Below are 15,445 nucleotides of genomic sequence, written 5' to 3'. Positions count from 1 at the left end.
TTACTGAAAAACAAACAAACGTGACTTTTGCCAACGGACGGCGACACGTGGCATTGCACTTGGCTTACAGTTAAACTGCGGTGCTTACCAATAGATCAAGCGCTTTCACAAACGTGTTCGCTTTCTTGCTCAATATGCCGCGCCGTGTGCGCACCGCCCTGTGGGTGACCCTGTGCGTGCTGGGTTGCAGCCTGGCGCTTTCCACCTGGTTCGAACACCAGTTGCGGGATCGCCTTTCCGGGGTGACCGACTATGGCGCCCAGGACGAGCTGTGGAACACCTTCGCGATGAATCGCGAATTCATGCAGTTCGTGGCCGCCGCGCGCGTGGCGCGGCACGATCCGGCCGCCTTGCCCGCGCTGAAGCTGCGCTATGAGATCCTGGCCGGCCGCGTGGCCGATACCCAGAACGGCGCGCTCAACAGTCTGTTCGGTTCCGCCGACACCTACCACCGGCTGCTGGCGCCGGTAAACGCCATGTTCAGGCAGTACGACCCGATCTTCGCACGCGGCATCGCGCCCGACGAAGTGCTGCAACTGAATCGCGTGATCGATGTGCTGGAGCCCAGCTTCTATCTGGCGGTCCAGCAGATTCAGAGCCATTTCAGCGACCGGCTGGTCAACAACGAGCGCCTGATCATCCGCCTGGGCGACTGGCGCATGGCCTTGTTGGTGTTGCAGTTCCTGCTGCTGCTGTTTTTCGCCACCGTGGCACTGCGCGAGCTATGGCGTAGCGAAACCCGCAGCCGCGAGCTGGACGAGGCACGTAGCGCGGCGCTCCAGGCCAGCGCGGCCAAGACCCGCTTTCTCGCCAGCGTCAGCCACGAGATGCGCACGCCGCTGACCGCCATCATCGGCTACACCGAACAAGCGCTGAGCCAGCCGCTGGCCCCGCCGCAACGCCGTCAGCTCGAGCACGTGCTGCAAAGCGGAAACTACCTGTCCGGCCTGATCGGCAATGTGCTGGACGTGGCCAAGATCGAAGCGGGGCGCGTGCAGCTACAGGAGGCGCCGCTGGCGCTGTCCGCCGTGGCCGATGCGCTGGGTGCGCTGTTCGAGCCGCAGGCCGCCGCCAAGGGCCTGACCTTTTCGCTGAAGCTGGACCCGGACCTGCCGCCCGGCCTGCTGCTCGACGGCGGCAAATGGCAGCAGATTCTGATCAACCTGATCGGCAACGCCATCAAGTTCACCGAGCGCGGCAGCGTCTGCGTGCGGCTCGACAGCGTGCCGCTGGACGACGGCCTGCTGCTGCGCGCCATGGTGCACGATACCGGCCTGGGCATCGCCCCGGAGGAACAGGACCGGCTGTTCAATCGCTTCGAGCAGACCGCCAGCGGCAAGCTGGTCGGCGGCACCGGCCTGGGGCTGGCGATCAGCCGGGGCTATGCGCGCCACATGGGCGGCGACATCACGGTGGACAGCGCTGCCGGCCATGGTTCGCTGTTCGTCGCCACCGTGCGCGCCCAGCCGGCGGCGGTACCGACACCACAGCCGGCCGATCGCCGCCCCTCGCTGACCGGCCTGCGGCTGGTCATCGCTGAGGACCAGGAGATCAATCGCGAATTGATGCACGATATCCTGGCGCAGGCCGGTGCCACGATCTTCGGCACCGACAACGGCCTGTCCGTGCTCGACGAACTCGGTCGCGACCCCGCTTACGATTGCGTACTGCTCGACTACAACATGCCGGCGCTGGATGGGCTCGCCACCGCCCGCGCGCTGCGCGCCCGCGACTGGCCAGGCCGCGTGGTGCTGATCAGCGCCGGCCTCAAGCCCGACGATTCGCGGCTGGCCGCCGCTGGTGTCGACCTATGGCTGCCCAAGCCCTTTTCCACGCTGGCGCTGGTGCAGGCGGTACGCGGCCCCGCCAGCGCCCACTCGCCCGGCGTCGATCGTATGCCGCTGCTGTTGTCCGAAACCGATGCCATCGCTCAGCTCGGCTGCACCGTGGCACGCTGGCACGAGCTGGCCACGCGCGGCCTGGCACGCATCGTCACCCTGCTGGACGAGCGCCTCGGCATTGCGGACGCCACCGAACAACGGCGCCACGCGCACAGCGCGCGCGGTATCGCCCTCCAGATCGGCACGCCCCGGCTGGCCTGCGCGCTGGCGGAACTGGAGGACACGCCTTCCGCCAGCGCCGAAACCATCGCCCGCAACCTGCACGAGCAGACCCTCCAGGCACTGGCCGCACTCGCCCTTCCCTCCACCCCGTTGACCGAAATCCCCGCCCCATGATGTCCAGGTTCCTGACCGCCCTGCTGGCCTGCGCCACCTTGCTGGCCCCTCTCTCGACGTTGGCCGCGCCCGAACCCGAGGCTGAGGCCGATGCGCCCGCCGTGCTGGTGGTGCGTGGCGCTGCCACGGCTGGCGAAGCCCCCCAGGTCCGCACGTTCGACGATGCCGAACTGGCCGCGCTGCCGCAGTACGGCTACACCGTCACCACGCCGTGGTACCCCAAGCCACAGCATTTCGAAGGGCCGCTGCTGCGCGACATCCTCAAGGCGGCCGGCCTGCCGGGCCGGCAGTTGTCGTTGCGGGCGCTGAACGACTACATGATCGCCGTGCCGCGCGACGACGCGGAGCGCTACGACGTGATCGTCGCCCGCAAACGCAACGGCAAGCCCATGAGCGTGCGCGACAAGGGGCCGTTGTTCGTGATGTATCCGTTCGACAAGGTGCCGGCACTGCAACAGACGGAGTACTTCCGGCGCTGCGTGTGGCAGTTGTCGGAAATCGACCTGGAATAGACGTGGCGGCAACGCCGGGCGCTCGATGTCAAGTCGCCTTTCCGGCGCCTGTCGCCATTTCCCATACAAATCCCGTTCGTTGGCCGGCAACCCATGCAATTTGTGGCAATGGATGAGACTATTCGGCCCTGGCACAAGCAATGGGACTGGTTATGGATACCGCACGGCTCATCGAATTCCTTGGACACGGCAGCAGTCATCCCGCGCTGGATGAATTCCTGACTGCGCATGGTGTCGTGCGCCGCCCCGAAACCGACGGCGCCACCGAAGACATCCTCAGCGAGGATGGCACGGTGCTGCTGACGTTCCAGTCCCAGCTCACCTTCGACAAGGAATCGCTGCTACCGAGGAAAAGCGAAGGCCGCTACATCCTGGCCGGGGTGACCTTTCGCCGCGCCTTCGCCCACCCCTTGCCCCACGGGCTGTCGCTGGACAAGGATCGCGCCACCATCGACAAACTGCTCGGCCCAGCGCGACGCGAACGCGCCCGGCTGCCGTCGGCAACGTATTACTTCGACAACCTGGTGATCGTGGTCAACCGCAGCCGCGCCAAGCCGGACGACGCCAGCATCGGTTTCTGGGCGCCGGATATTTACGATCGGGATACGCTGGGCCTGATCTAGCACCCGTTGAGGATGCGTGTATCGGTGGTGACGAAACGCCCGGCCCAGCCGGGCGTTTTCCATTGGCAGGCCGTCTGCGCCAACAGGAACGTTCAGGTTCAGATCGGCCAGACGGCCAGGATCAGCGGCAACAACAACGACGTCAGGATCGCGTTCAACCCCATCGCCAGCCCGCCGAACGCCCCGGCGGTTTCCGACTCCTGCAAGGCACGCGCGGTGCCGATGCCATGGGCGGCCACGCCCAGCGCAAAGCCCTGCACCATCGCGTCGTCCACTTTCAGCAGGCGCATCAGCGGCAAACCGGCCACGGCGCCAAACACGCCGGTCAGGATCACCACGTTGGCGGTCAGCGCGGGAATACCCCCCAGGTGCCCGGCCAGCGCCATGGCGATGGGCGTGGTCACCGACTTGGGCGCGAACGACAACAAGGTGGCAGCCGACAGGCCGAACAACTGACCCAGCGCCAGCGCGCTGGCAATGCCCACCACGCAGCCGACCACCAGCGCAATGGTCAGCGGCATCATCCAGGCGCGTACGTGGTGCAGGTTGAGGTAAAGCGGCATGGCGAGCGCCACCGTAGCCGGACCGAGCAACAGATGGATCATCTGCGCCCCGGCGAAATAATCGGTGTACGACACGTTGAACAATCGCAGGGTGGCGATCAGCACCAGGATGGACACCAGTACCGGGTTCAGCAGCGGAAAACGCCTGCTGGCGCGGAACAGCTTGTCGGCCAGCAGGAACACCGCGCCGGTGACGACCAGCCACAGCCCGGGATAGGCGGCCAGCCAGCCGCTGGCCTCGTGCCAGTGCGTGGCGGGATCAACCACGGGCGCGCCTGCGCAGCAGCCATTGCAAGGTCAGCGCGGTGACGCCCAGCGTGATCGCGGTGGAGAGCACCAGCACCACGATCATCGCCACGCCCTCGTGCGCCAGGCGCGGACCGAGTTCGACCAGCCCGACGCCAGCCGGCACGAACAGCAGCGGCAGATAGCGCAACAGCCCCGCCCCCACCCGCGCCACACGCGGCTCGATATCCTTCCTCAGCAGCATCCAGCCGGTGAACAGCAACATGCCCAGCACCGCGCCCGGCACCGGCAACGCCGCCAGCCGGCTCAACAGCTCGCCAGCCAGCAGGAAAGCGCAGATCACAGTCAGGCCATACAACATGGGGATTCCTCCGGCACAACACGCCCAGCCGCTACCTTAGCCCACCCGATGCCGCAGCCAAAATCGTTTGGGATATCCGGGCCAGTGACCGTTGCCGGGGTTCGGAAAGACAAAGGCGAAGTCTGTGGACACAGAGCACACGGAGAAAGGGAGGGCACAGAGAGAACAAAACCTGCCCTTGCCGATATGGCGCGTTGGTAGACACCCGACTCAGCCCGGGACCGAGATGCAACCAGCCCGCCCCAATCAAGCCAGCCGAAGCCACCCACGAGCACAGCGAGGCTCCCTCGCGGCGGCGAGGGCGGGGGGAGTGGAATCGATCAGGATGCGTCGCTATCGGCATATCAACATCGGGACGCATCCGGCTTCGCCGGACGCTTGCTGCACTTGGCCAACAACCGCAGTTCGCCAAGTTCAAAAAGACGCTACCACTGCACCAGTTCAACCTGCCCCAGGCTGCGGCCGAGAAAGCGCTCGCCGATGGTCTGGAAGCGTACCGGTACGTCGGTGACGTGATAGCGATACTGCGGCCGTTCGCGGCTGGGGTTGGCCAGGCCCTGGCGTTGCAGCAGCTCGGCGGCCCGGTCGGCGATGGAGATCGCGGAATCGACCAACTGGATGCGGCTGCCGGCCACATCCTGCAACAGCGGCTTGAGCAAGGGATAGTGGGTACAGCCCAGCACCAGCGTGTCGATGTGCTCGACGAATACCGGCTTCAGGTATTCCTGCGCGGTCAGGCGCGTGACGGTGTGGTCCAGCCAGCCCTCTTCCACCAGTGGCACGAACAACGGGCATGCCTGCGAGTAGACGCGGCAATCCTGGTTGAGCTGGTGGATGGCGCGGGCGTAGGCATTGCTGTTGATGGTGGTGGGCGTGCCGATCACGCCGATGCCGCCCGAGCGGGTGATCGCGGCGGCGTTGGCCGCGCCGGCCTCGATCACGTCCAGCACCGGCACCGGCGCGCTGGCGCGCACCGCGTCGGCCGCGACGGCCGCCATGGTGTTGCAGGCGATGATCAGCAGCTTCACCTGGCGTTGCAGCAGGAAGTCGACGATCTGCTGGGTGAAATGCTCGATGGTGGCGACCGACTTCACGCCGTAGGGCACGCGCGCGGTGTCGCCAAAGTAGGTGATGTTTTCGAACGGCAGGCGATCCATCAGGGCGCGGACGACGGTCAGGCCGCCGATACCGGAATCGAATACGCCGATGGCGCTGCTGGGGTCTGGGGTGGACATGAACACGGCTCCGGGCGGCCGACGCGAACGCGCGCGGCCTGGAAAGACGCGATTCTACGCTGGCGCCGTAACCGCCAGAAGCGGGGGGATTGCAACGGAGTGAAACAGGCGGGTGAGGGGTGAGGCGTGGCAAGGTAATGGTGGAGGTCGTTGCCTTGCAATGAGGTTTGCGCCCCGCCCCCTGCTCCGCTCAGGCCAGCAGCGCCGACACCACCCTCACTTCGTTGCGCGCGAGCATTTCGCGCGTGGCGCGGGCCAGGTGCAGCGCGTGGGGGTTGTCGCCGTGCAGGCACAGACTGCGCGCCTCCAGTGCCAGCCACCCGCCGTCGGCGGTGCGCACGCCGCCTTCCAGCGTCAGGCTCCGCGCCTGGGCCACGGCGGCCGCATCGTCGCTCAGTACCGCGCCGGGGCGATCACGCGGCATCAGCGAGCCGTCGGCCAGGTAGGCGCGATCGACAAAGGCTTCGGGAATGGTGGTCAGGCCCTGGTAATTGCCGGCCTCGATCAACGCCGAACCGGCCAGCCCCATCAGCGCCAGGTCGGGGTCGATCTCGCGCACCGTCGCCGCGATCAGCGCCGCCAGGCCGGGGTGGCGCGCGGCGTCGTTGTACAGCGCGCCATGGGGTTTGACATACGCCACCGCCACGCCTTCTTCGATACAGACGGCCTTCAGCGCCCACAACTGCGCAGTGATGACTTCGGCGAGCCGCATCTGCGAGATATCCATCGACACCCGGCCGAAGTGCTCGCGGCCGGGATAGCTGGGGTGCGCACCGATCACCACGCCATGCCGGCAAGCCAGCCGCACGGCGGTGCGCATGCTGTCCACGTCGCCGGTATGGCCACCGCACGCGATATTGGCCGACGAGATCAGTGGCATCAGGCTGGCGTCGTCGCCGCCGCCTTCGCCCAGGTCCGCGTTCAGGTCGATGCTCGTTGCTGCCATTGCAGGCTCCTTTCGATACGTTCCAGCCATTGGCGTTGCGCGGCCAGCGCGGCCAGGGCCTGCGCCATGTCCACCTCGACGAAGCGCAATGCCTCGCCAGGCCGGAACTGCGCGGCACGCCACAGATCGGCCTCGATCACCATCAGCGGCTTGGCATAGCCGCCGGTGGTCTGGGCATCCGCCAGCAGCAGGATGGGCTGGCCCGAGGGCGGCAATTGCACCACACCGGGCAATACCGCATGGGAATCGAGTTCGGCCAAATCGTTCAGCGGCACGGCCGGTCCGCCCAGGCGCGCGCCCATGCGATTGCTGGCCGGCGATACCGTCCAGTCGCTGGACAGCAGCGTACGTTGTGCTTCGCGCGACAGTTGCGCCCATTCCGGCCCCGGCAGCACACGCAGGACCTGGCCGCGCCCCGGCGCCATCACCGCGCACGGTGGCGGCAGCGTATCGACCTCGCCCAGCGGCAGACGGTCGCCGGCCTCGACCGCGCGTCCCTTGAAGCCCCCCAGGTCGGCCAGCAGGCCGGTGGCACGGCTGCCCAGCACTGGCGGGACGTCGATGCCGCCCGCCACGTTCAGATAGATGCGGGCGCCCCGCGCGGCATAGCCCAGGTGCAACACCGCGCCGGCCGGCGCATCGACCACGTGCCAGCCCGGTACGCGCTCGCCATCCAGCGTGGCGCCCACGGCGGCGCCGGTCAGCGCAAAGCGGGTATGCGTTTCGAACACCAGTTCCAGCCCGCCCAGCGCCACTTCCAGCGCCGCGCCATCGGGCGGGTTTCCCAGCAGCAGGTTGCCGATGCGCAACGCCACCGCATCGCAGGCGCCGCCCGCTGGAACGCCGAGAAAGCGGTAACCGGTGCGCCCCAGATCCTGGACGGTGCTTTGCGGGCCGGGCTTGCGGATCAGCAATGTCATGCGATGTCCTCGATCACGAAGCGCACGGTATCGCCAGGCCCCAGCAGGCCGGGTATCTCGCGGTAGGGATCGAATAGCGCGGCGCCGGTATGGCCGATCAATTGCCAGCCACCGGGCGAGGCCATCGGGTAGATGCCGGTCTGGCTGCCGCCGATGGCGACCGAGCCGGCGGGCACCGCCAGGCGCGGATCGGCGCGGCGTGGTGCGGTGATCCGCGGGTCCAGCCCGCCCAGGTAGGCGAAACCGGGCAGGAAGCCCAGGCAATAGACCACGTAATCGCCGGCGGCATGCGCCTCGGCCACCTCGCGCGGCGTCAACCCGGCGTGCTCGGCCACCACCGGCAGGTCCGGCCCGTACTCGCCACCGTAGCGCACCGGCAGGGTGATGATCTGCCCCGGCATCAGTTCGACACCCGCGCTGTGTGTCCACGCGCCTTCCAGCGCGCGGATCACCACCCGCGACGGCGTGGCCAGCGGGTCGAAATGCGCGGTGAGGTTGCCCATGCCCAGCACCCACTCCACCTGCGGCAGCCGATGCTCCAGTACATGCCAGGCCGCCCACAGCCGGCGTTGTGCCGCCAGTTCGGCGCCAACCGACAGCACCAGCGCGGTTTCGCCCAGGGGCTGGATGGTGGGAGAGATATCGCTCATGCGGCAACACCATGCCGGGCCAGCGCCCAGGCCACGTGTTCGCGTACCAGCTCGCTGCCGTCGTCGCGCCGCGCGTTCAGCGCCGCCAGCACATCGGGCGTGGTGGCGGCGTTGCCCAGGCCCACCGCCAGATTGCGCAGCCAGCGCTCATGGCCGATGCGGTAGATCGCGCTGCCGGCGAGGTTGCGCTGGAAATCCGCCTCGCTCCAGGCGAACAGCTCGACCAGCGTGACGTCGTCCAGCCCGTTGCGAATCTGAAAATCGGTTTCGGCGCTCTCGGCGGCGAAGCGGTTCCATGGGCACACCAGTTGGCAATCGTCGCAGCCGTAGACCCGGTTGCCGATCAACGGGCGCAGTTCCAGCGGAATGCTGCCCTTCAGTTCGATGGTCAGGTAGGACACGCAGCGGCGCGCATCCACCGTGTATGGCGCGACGATGGCCTTGGTGGGGCAGAAATCCAGGCAGCGGGTGCAGCGGCCGCAGTGCTCCACCGGCAGCGGCGCGTCATATGGCAAATCCAGGTCAGTGAACAGCTCGCCCAGGAAAAAAAACGAACCGTGATCGCGGTGGATCAGCAACGTGTGCTTGCCACGCCAGCCCAGCCCCGCCTGCTTCGCAAGCTCGACCTCCAGCACCGGGGCCGAATCGACGAATACGCGATGGCCGAACGGGCCGATCCGCGCCGCCAGCCGATCCGCCAGCGCCTGCAAGCGGGCGCGCAGCACCTTGTGGTAATCGCGACCCAGCGCATAGCGCGAGACATAGGCTTTGCCGCCATCGGCCAGTACCGCCTCGCTGGCGGCGGCCGAGGGCGGCAGATAGGGCAGGATCACGCTGACGATGCTGCGCGTGCCCGGCACCAGCTCCGCCGGCCGTGCGCGCTTCAGGCCATGGCGTGCCATATAATCCATCTCGCCGTGGTAGCCGGCCTCCAGCCAGGCCAGCATGCCGGCTTCGGCATGGCCGAGATCGGGGCCGGTGATCGCCGCGCGGGCAAAGCCCAGCTCCCCGGCCCACCGTTTGATGTCCGCCACCACCGCCTGTTTGTCCAACGTTTCGTCCACTGCCTGCCGAGTCCTTCCATGTCTGTCTTCGATGATACGCGAAAGCCTTTCCTGCCCGACGAGGCCGCCACACTGGCACTGGGCGCCGCACTGGCACGGGAACTGCGGCCCGGCATGGTGGTGTTCCTGGAAGGCGACCTCGGGGCGGGCAAAACCACGCTCACCAGGGGCTTGTTACACGCGTTGGGCCATACCGGGCGCGTGAAAAGCCCCACCTACACGCTGGTTGAACCTTATACAGTTTCGAATTTATACTTGTATCACTTTGATTTATATCGTTTTCACGACCCCATGGAATGGGAAGATGCCGGATTCCGGGATTATTTCAATCCCGAGAGCATCTGCCTGATCGAATGGGCCGATAAAGCCGAGGGGCTATTACCCGCGCCGGACCTGTTGATCAGGCTGGTGCCGGAGGGCCAGGGGCGACGGGCCGAGATCGTCGCCGCAACACCGCTTGGAACCGAATGTCTCGCTCGCCTCGCCCTCAACTGATGCCCGACCCCGACCGCCGCCGCCTGCTGGGCGGGGCGGCCGGCATGCTGTTGCTGTCCGTCCTGCCGACCGGCGCCCACGCCGCCACGCCCACCATCGTGGCGGTGCGCATGTGGCCCGCCGATGCCTATACCCGCGTCACGCTGGAATCGGACGCGCCGTTGTCGTTCAAGCAGTTTCTGCTGAAGAACCCGAACCGGCTGGTGGTCGATCTGGAAGGCGTGGAACTGAACGGCGAACTACAAAGCCTGGCCGGCAAGCTGACGGCCGACGATCCTTATATCCAGCAATTGCGCGCCGGGCGCTTCAAGCCCGGCGTGGTACGCGTGGTGATCGACCTCAAAACCGAGATCAAGCCGCAGGTGTTCACGTTGCCGCCGGTGGGCGACTACCGCAACCGGTTGGTGATCGATCTCTATCCGCTGGTGCAGAACGATCCGCTGCTGGCCTTTCTCGACGAGCAGCAGACCGCGGCCTCCGCGCCGGCCGCCGTCGCGGCGGCCCCGGCGCCCGCCCCCGCCACGCCACCGAACAAGCCGCAGGTGGTGGAACGCGGCGATCTGAAGGTGGACCGGCTGGTGACCGTGGTGCTCGACCCCGGCCATGGTGGCGAAGACCCCGGCGCCGTCGGGCCGGGCGGCAATCACGAGAAGACGGTGGTGCTACAGATCGCCAAGCGCCTGCGTGCGCTGCTGGAGAAAGAACCCAACATCCGCGTGGTGATGACGCGCGACGGTGATTTCTTCGTGCCGCTGGGCACGCGGGTACGCAAGGCACGCGCGGCCAAGGCCGACCTGTTCGTGTCGATCCACGCCGATGCCTTCACCCGGCCGGATGCCAACGGCTCGTCGGTGTTCGCGCTGTCGGAACGCGGCGCCACCTCCACCGCCGCCAAATGGCTGGCGCAGACACAGAACGACGCCGACCTGATCGGCGGCGTGAAGATCGACACCAAGGACATCCACCTTGCGCGCACGCTGATGGACCTCACCCAGACTGCCACCATCAACGACAGCCTGAAGCTGGGCAAGGTGATGCTGGGCGAGCTGGGCAACATCAACCGTCTGCACAAGGCGCAGGTGGAACAGGCGGGCTTTGCGGTGCTGAAATCGCCGGACATCCCGTCGGTGCTGGTGGAAACCGCGTTCATTTCCAACCCGGCCGAGGAACGCAAGCTGATCAGCGACGACTATCAGCAGCAGATGGCCGCCGCGCTGCACCAGGGCATCAAGCGTTACTTCGCCGCCAACCCGCCGCCGCCGCGCACCAAGATCGCACAAGGCTGAAGTTTCCGGTTCCGGCGCGCAGCAAAAAGCCCCTCATGCCGAGGGGCTCTTCAGCGACATCGGGGCCGGATCAGGCCTTGGTATTGAGCAGGCTGCCCGCGCTGTAGGGGATGGACTGTCCGCCATCCGGGCCCTGTGTCACGAAATTGAGGTTGTTGTTCACGTCCGGCTGCACCGACCAGGTGACATCCTGGTTGTTCTGCTCGGCGGTGACGGCCATGTAGATATCCATGCTGGTCTGCGCGGTATTCGACAGATACAGCACATTGGCCATTTCTTTCTGGGAATCGGTCAGTTGGGTGCGCGTCTGGTCGGCATTGGCAACCACCTGCGGGTCCGTCGCGGTCTGGCGGACGGCATCGCTGGCCGAAGGGGCGGTGCTGCGCTGTGTCTGCTGCAATGCTTGCCAGTTGGAAGAAGACTGGACGGGTCCGATTGCCATGATGTGCGCTCTCCAGAAATAATTCAGGTTTGAACTATAACGCTGCCTTGCCAACACCTATAGGTAATAGTGCGGCAGTCGGCGTGATAGTTTTGCCAATCGGCGATCCCTCCCCTGCCGCCTGGCGTTTCGTTCCGACGAATGGGAAGCCAAGCGGCTGATATACTGCCGTTTTCCCGCCGTACCCCGCCCGCCATGCCCCGTATCCAGATACTTTCCGACACCCTCGTCAACCAGATCGCCGCGGGCGAAGTGGTCGAGCGCCCCGCCAATGCGCTCAAGGAGCTGGTGGAAAACAGTCTGGATGCCGGTGCGATCAATCTCAACATCGAGTTGCTGGCCGGCGGCACCAAGCTCATCAAGGTGATCGACGACGGCGGCGGCATCGAGCGTGACGACCTGCACCTGGCGCTGCATCGTCATGCCACCAGCAAGATCCGCAGCTTCGACGATCTGTCGCGAGTCGCCACGCTGGGGTTTCGCGGCGAGGGGCTGGCATCGATCGCCTCGGTATCGCGGCTGGTGCTGACCAGCCGTTTCGATGGTGCCCAGCACGCGTGGCGCGTCGAAGCCGACCACGGCGGCGTCGGCGAGCCCGAACCGGCCGCACTGGCGGTGGGCACCACCATCGAAGTGCACGAGCTGTATTACCAGACACCGGCACGGCGCAAGTTCCTCAAATCCGACGCCACCGAGTTCGCCCATTGCGAGGACGCAGTGAAGCGGCTGGCGCTGGCCAACCCCGACAAGCAGTTCACGCTGACCCATAACGGCCGCGCGCAATTGCGCCTGACGCGGGGCGATCTGGCGCGTCGTTGCAGTGAACTGCTGGGCGACGAGTTCGCGCAAAGCGGCGTGTACCTGGACGAGCGCGTCGGCAGCCTGCGGCTGTGGGGCATCGCCGGCTCGCCCACGCTGTCCAAATCCAGCCGCGATGCACAGTACTTTTTCGTCAACGGCCGTTTCGTGCGCGACAAGGTGATCCAGCACGCCTTGCGCGAAGCCTATCGCGATGTGCTGCACCACGATCGCCACGCCGCGTTCTGCCTGTTCCTGGAGCTGGACCCGGAAGGCGTGGACGTGAACGTCCACCCAACCAAGATCGAAGTGCGTTTCCGCGAAAGCCAGGGCATCTATCGTTTCGTGTTCTCGGCACTGTCCAAGGGCCTGTCCGGTACCCGCGCTGGCCAGGCACCGGCCAACGTCGATCCTGAAACCGGCGAGATTCTCGCTCCCGCCACCACCCCGGCGACACCATCGCAAGGCTGGAAGCCGCAGGACTACGCGCAGCAGGCCTATCGCCAGCAAGCGATGCCGTTGCCGATGGCCGCCGAACCGCTGGCGGTGTACGACCGCCTGTTCGGCGATCTGAAGCGCGAGCCGGTCGCGGTGGTGGACGACGCCCCCCAATGGAGCGGCTTTGCCCCGCCGCAACCGCAGCGGCAGCCCTTGCCAGCCGACGATGAGCATGGCATCCCACCGCTGGGCTTCGCCGTGGCGCAAATCCATGGGGTGTATATCCTGGCACAGGCGACCGAAGGGCTGATCGTGGTGGACATGCACGCCGCGCACGAACGGGTGGTGTACGAAAAGCTGAAGCACGCGCTGGACCTGGAACGCATGCCCACTCAGCCGCTGTTGATCCCGCACCTGTTCCCGGCCGAGCGGCTGGACGTCGCCACCGTGGAAGACCACCAGGATGCGCTGCTGGCGCTGGGGTTCGATCTGTCCGTCGCCTCGCCCACGCAACTGGCGATCCGCTCGGTGCCGATGCTGCTCAAGGACGCCGACGCGGTGGAACTGGCACGCGCGGTGCTCAAGGATATCCGCGAAGTGGGCGCCAGCCAGGCACTGGCCGGCCGTCGCAACGAGTTGCTCGCCACCATGGCCTGCCATGGCGCGGTGCGCGCCAACCGCGCACTGACCATACCCGAGATGAACGCCCTGCTGCGCGAGATGGAGGCCACCGAGCGCTCCGGCCAGTGCAACCATGGCCGCCCGACGTGGTTCCGCCTGACGATGAAGGAGCTGGACGGGCTCTTCATGCGGGGGCAGTGATGGGTTCGGTCATCGCCGTCAAACTGTTCGCCGGCCCGGCGGTGATCGCCGTGGCCAGCCTGGCCGGCAAGCGCTGGGGCGCCGCAGTGGCCGGCATGGTCGGCGGCCTGCCGCTGATTGCCGGCTGCGTGATCGCCGTGCTCTGGCTGGAGCACGGCATGGCCTACGCGCAGCAGGCCGCGCACGCCGCTCCAGCCGGCCTGTGGGCCAACGCGGTCTACATGCTGGCGCTGGCGCATGCCAGCCGCTATTTCGGCTGGCGTGGCACGCTGCTGTGCGGCTGGATGATGTACCTCGCCGTGGCGGTGTTCCTGGCGCAAAGCGGCCTCGCCGCCTCGACCTGGACGGGCGCCACCTCGCTGCTCGGCCTGTTGCTGGCGCTACGGCTGCTGCCCCACCCTACCGCTCCGCCTCGCCTGCAACCCCTGCCCCGGGCCGAACTCGGTGCACGCATGCTGGCGGCGCTACTGGTCGTCGCCGTGCTGTCGAGCGCGGCCCTGGCGCTGGGGCCGACGCTGACCGGCGTGCTGGCTGGTGGACCGGTCGCCGCCACCGTATTGCCGGCCTTCACCCTGGCGGGTTCCGGCCGCAACGCGCTGCTGCTGCAATTACGGGGCTTTCTGACCGGCCTGCTCGGCTTTGGCGTGTGCTTTCTGATCCTGGCACCGCTGATGCCTGGCTGGGGGGTGGCGGCGGTGTTTCCCGCCGTTGCCGCCACATTGGCATGTGGCGCGCTGATCCACGCCGTTTCGCGCCGGGTGGCCCGATGACGACCGCACTGTTCCTGATGGGCCCGACCGCCTCGGGCAAGACGGCCAGCGCCATCGCGCTGGTGGAGGCCGGGCTGCCGGTGGAGTTGATCTCGGTGGATTCGGCGCTGGTGTTCAAGGACATGGACATCGGTACCGCCAAGCCCAGCGCCGCTGAACTGGCGCGCGCGCCGCATCATCTGCTGGATGTCATCACCCCGGAGCAGGCGTATTCCGCTGCGCAGTTCCGCAGCGATGCGCTGGCGCTGATGGCCGACATCACCGCGCGCGGCCGGTTGCCGGTGCTGGTCGGCGGCACCATGCTGTACTTCAATACCCTGCAACACGGCATCCACGAACTGCCGCAGGCCGATCCGGCGTTGCGAGCGCAGTTACAGGCGGACGCCGAGGCCCACGGCTGGCCGGCGTTGCACGCACGGTTGGCGCAATTGGACCCGGCCACCGCCGCCCGCCTGCAACCCAACGATCAGCAGCGGGTGGAACGCGCACTGGAAATCTGCCTGCTCGCCGGCCGACCGATGTCCGAACTACTGGCCGAGCCCGCCGCCGCCGCCCTGCCCTACACACTGCACAAGCTGGCGCTGGTGCCGGGCGAACGCGCTGCCCTGCACGAGCGCATCGCCCGCCGTTTCGACGCAATGCTGGCGCAAGGGTTGCTGGATGAAGTGCGAATGCTGCGCGAGCGCTATACGCTGTCGCTGGATTTGCCGTCGATGCGCTGCGTCGGCTATCGCCAGGCGTGGGAATACCTGGATGGCGAGATCGAGGCGGCAACGATGCGCGACAAGGGCATCTTCGCCACCCGCCAGCTCGCCAAGCGCCAGCTCACCTGGCTGCGCGGCATGGACGACGTGACCCCGCTCGACTGCCTCGCCCCCGACCTGCCGGCCCAGGTGGTGGCACGGGTGCGGGGGGTGATCCAGGCGGGTTGCTGAAATCCAGTCTTGAAACACGGGGGGCACGGAGAAAAACGAGAGAAGCAGAAGAGGTGTGTTGCCTCGACTGTTCTCAGTTTCTCTGTGTGCCTTTGTGTTCTC

General features: G+C 66.9%; 16 protein-coding genes. 8 read left to right on the top strand and 8 right to left on the bottom strand.

The features are described 5' to 3' along the window. Positions 1-146 precede the first annotated feature (146 nt). The 3 genes from FAZ21_RS13810 to FAZ21_RS13800 all read left to right on the top strand — a co-directional run bounded on the left by FAZ21_RS13810 (position 147) and on the right by FAZ21_RS13800 (position 3,372). On the top strand, positions 147-2,237 hold the full coding sequence (locus FAZ21_RS13810) for an ATP-binding response regulator (protein ID WP_169307402.1): 2,091 nt from the start codon (positions 147-149) through the stop codon (positions 2,235-2,237). After that, the gene (locus FAZ21_RS13805; protein ID WP_136774025.1) at positions 2,234-2,749 is read left to right on the top strand and encodes a putative pterin-binding protein; all 516 of its coding nucleotides are present in this window, start codon (positions 2,234-2,236) and stop codon (positions 2,747-2,749) included. Before FAZ21_RS13810 ends, FAZ21_RS13805 begins: the two co-directional genes overlap by 4 nt. Before the next feature lie 140 nt (positions 2,750-2,889). Further along, positions 2,890-3,372, top strand: a complete 483-nt coding sequence (locus tag FAZ21_RS13800) for a hypothetical protein (protein ID WP_136774024.1) — start codon at positions 2,890-2,892, stop codon at positions 3,370-3,372. Between the two features lie 98 nt (positions 3,373-3,470). Here FAZ21_RS13800 and FAZ21_RS13795 read toward each other — a convergent pair whose 3' ends face one another. The 7 genes from FAZ21_RS13795 to queG form a co-directional block, all read right to left on the bottom strand. Beyond that, the gene (locus FAZ21_RS13795; protein ID WP_136774023.1) at positions 3,471-4,202 is read right to left on the bottom strand and encodes an LrgB family protein; all 732 of its coding nucleotides are present in this window, start codon (positions 4,200-4,202) and stop codon (positions 3,471-3,473) included. Continuing rightward, the gene (locus FAZ21_RS13790; RefSeq protein ID WP_136774022.1) at positions 4,195-4,542 is read right to left on the bottom strand and encodes a CidA/LrgA family protein; all 348 of its coding nucleotides are present in this window, start codon (positions 4,540-4,542) and stop codon (positions 4,195-4,197) included. The genes FAZ21_RS13795 and FAZ21_RS13790 overlap by 8 nt, the downstream gene beginning before the upstream one ends. Before the next feature lie 425 nt (positions 4,543-4,967). Next, positions 4,968-5,777, bottom strand: coding sequence for a glutamate racemase (gene murI, locus FAZ21_RS13785; RefSeq protein WP_136774021.1), 810 nt, complete (start codon positions 5,775-5,777; stop codon positions 4,968-4,970). A 190-nt stretch (positions 5,778-5,967) separates the two neighbouring features. Further along, positions 5,968-6,723, bottom strand: a complete 756-nt coding sequence (gene pxpA / locus FAZ21_RS13780; RefSeq protein ID WP_136774020.1) for a 5-oxoprolinase subunit PxpA — start codon at positions 6,721-6,723, stop codon at positions 5,968-5,970. After that, positions 6,699-7,643 (bottom strand): 5-oxoprolinase subunit C family protein, encoded by a 945-nt coding sequence (locus FAZ21_RS13775; RefSeq protein WP_136774019.1) that lies wholly within the window; start codon positions 7,641-7,643, stop codon positions 6,699-6,701. The genes pxpA and FAZ21_RS13775 overlap by 25 nt, the downstream gene beginning before the upstream one ends. After that, a complete protein-coding gene (gene pxpB, locus FAZ21_RS13770; RefSeq protein WP_136774018.1) occupies positions 7,640-8,293 on the bottom strand; it encodes a 5-oxoprolinase subunit PxpB in 654 nt (217 codons plus the stop codon). The genes FAZ21_RS13775 and pxpB overlap by 4 nt, the downstream gene beginning before the upstream one ends. Then, entirely contained in the window at positions 8,290-9,357 is a 1,068-nt protein-coding gene (gene queG, locus FAZ21_RS13765) for a tRNA epoxyqueuosine(34) reductase QueG (protein ID WP_136774017.1), read from the bottom strand. The genes pxpB and queG overlap by 4 nt, the downstream gene beginning before the upstream one ends. Positions 9,358-9,375: 18 nt before the next feature. Between queG and tsaE the strand changes: the two genes are divergently transcribed. Continuing rightward, the gene (tsaE, locus tag FAZ21_RS13760) at positions 9,376-9,852 is read left to right on the top strand and encodes a tRNA (adenosine(37)-N6)-threonylcarbamoyltransferase complex ATPase subunit type 1 TsaE (RefSeq protein WP_136774016.1); all 477 of its coding nucleotides are present in this window, start codon (positions 9,376-9,378) and stop codon (positions 9,850-9,852) included. Continuing rightward, the gene (locus tag FAZ21_RS13755; RefSeq protein ID WP_373279539.1) at positions 9,825-11,138 is read left to right on the top strand and encodes an N-acetylmuramoyl-L-alanine amidase; all 1,314 of its coding nucleotides are present in this window, start codon (positions 9,825-9,827) and stop codon (positions 11,136-11,138) included. Before tsaE ends, FAZ21_RS13755 begins: the two co-directional genes overlap by 28 nt. A 70-nt stretch (positions 11,139-11,208) precedes the next feature. On the opposite strand, the gene FAZ21_RS13750 is transcribed toward FAZ21_RS13755, so the two are convergent. Further along, the gene (locus FAZ21_RS13750) at positions 11,209-11,580 is read right to left on the bottom strand and encodes a hypothetical protein (RefSeq protein WP_136774015.1); all 372 of its coding nucleotides are present in this window, start codon (positions 11,578-11,580) and stop codon (positions 11,209-11,211) included. 195 nt (positions 11,581-11,775) lie between these two features. On the opposite strand from FAZ21_RS13750, the gene mutL reads away from it, so the two are divergent. The 3 genes from mutL to miaA are packed head-to-tail and all read left to right on the top strand — an operon-like array spanning position 11,776 to position 15,343. Further along, on the top strand, positions 11,776-13,638 hold the full coding sequence (mutL, locus tag FAZ21_RS13745; RefSeq protein WP_136774014.1) for a DNA mismatch repair endonuclease MutL: 1,863 nt from the start codon (positions 11,776-11,778) through the stop codon (positions 13,636-13,638). Continuing rightward, positions 13,638-14,408: a hypothetical protein gene (locus FAZ21_RS13740; protein WP_136774013.1), complete on the top strand. Its 771-nt coding sequence runs from the start codon at positions 13,638-13,640 to the stop codon at positions 14,406-14,408. The genes mutL and FAZ21_RS13740 overlap by 1 nt, the downstream gene beginning before the upstream one ends. Further along, positions 14,405-15,343, top strand: a complete 939-nt coding sequence (miaA, locus tag FAZ21_RS13735; RefSeq protein ID WP_136774012.1) for a tRNA (adenosine(37)-N6)-dimethylallyltransferase MiaA — start codon at positions 14,405-14,407, stop codon at positions 15,341-15,343. Before FAZ21_RS13740 ends, miaA begins: the two co-directional genes overlap by 4 nt. Positions 15,344-15,445 lie beyond the last annotated feature (102 nt).

The organism is Chitiniphilus eburneus (assembly GCF_005048205.1).
Lineage (GTDB): Bacteria > Pseudomonadota > Gammaproteobacteria > Burkholderiales > Chitinibacteraceae > Chitiniphilus > Chitiniphilus eburneus.
The sequence above is the reverse complement of the archived record's forward strand: the minus strand, read 5'-3'. Positions and strand labels throughout refer to the sequence as shown.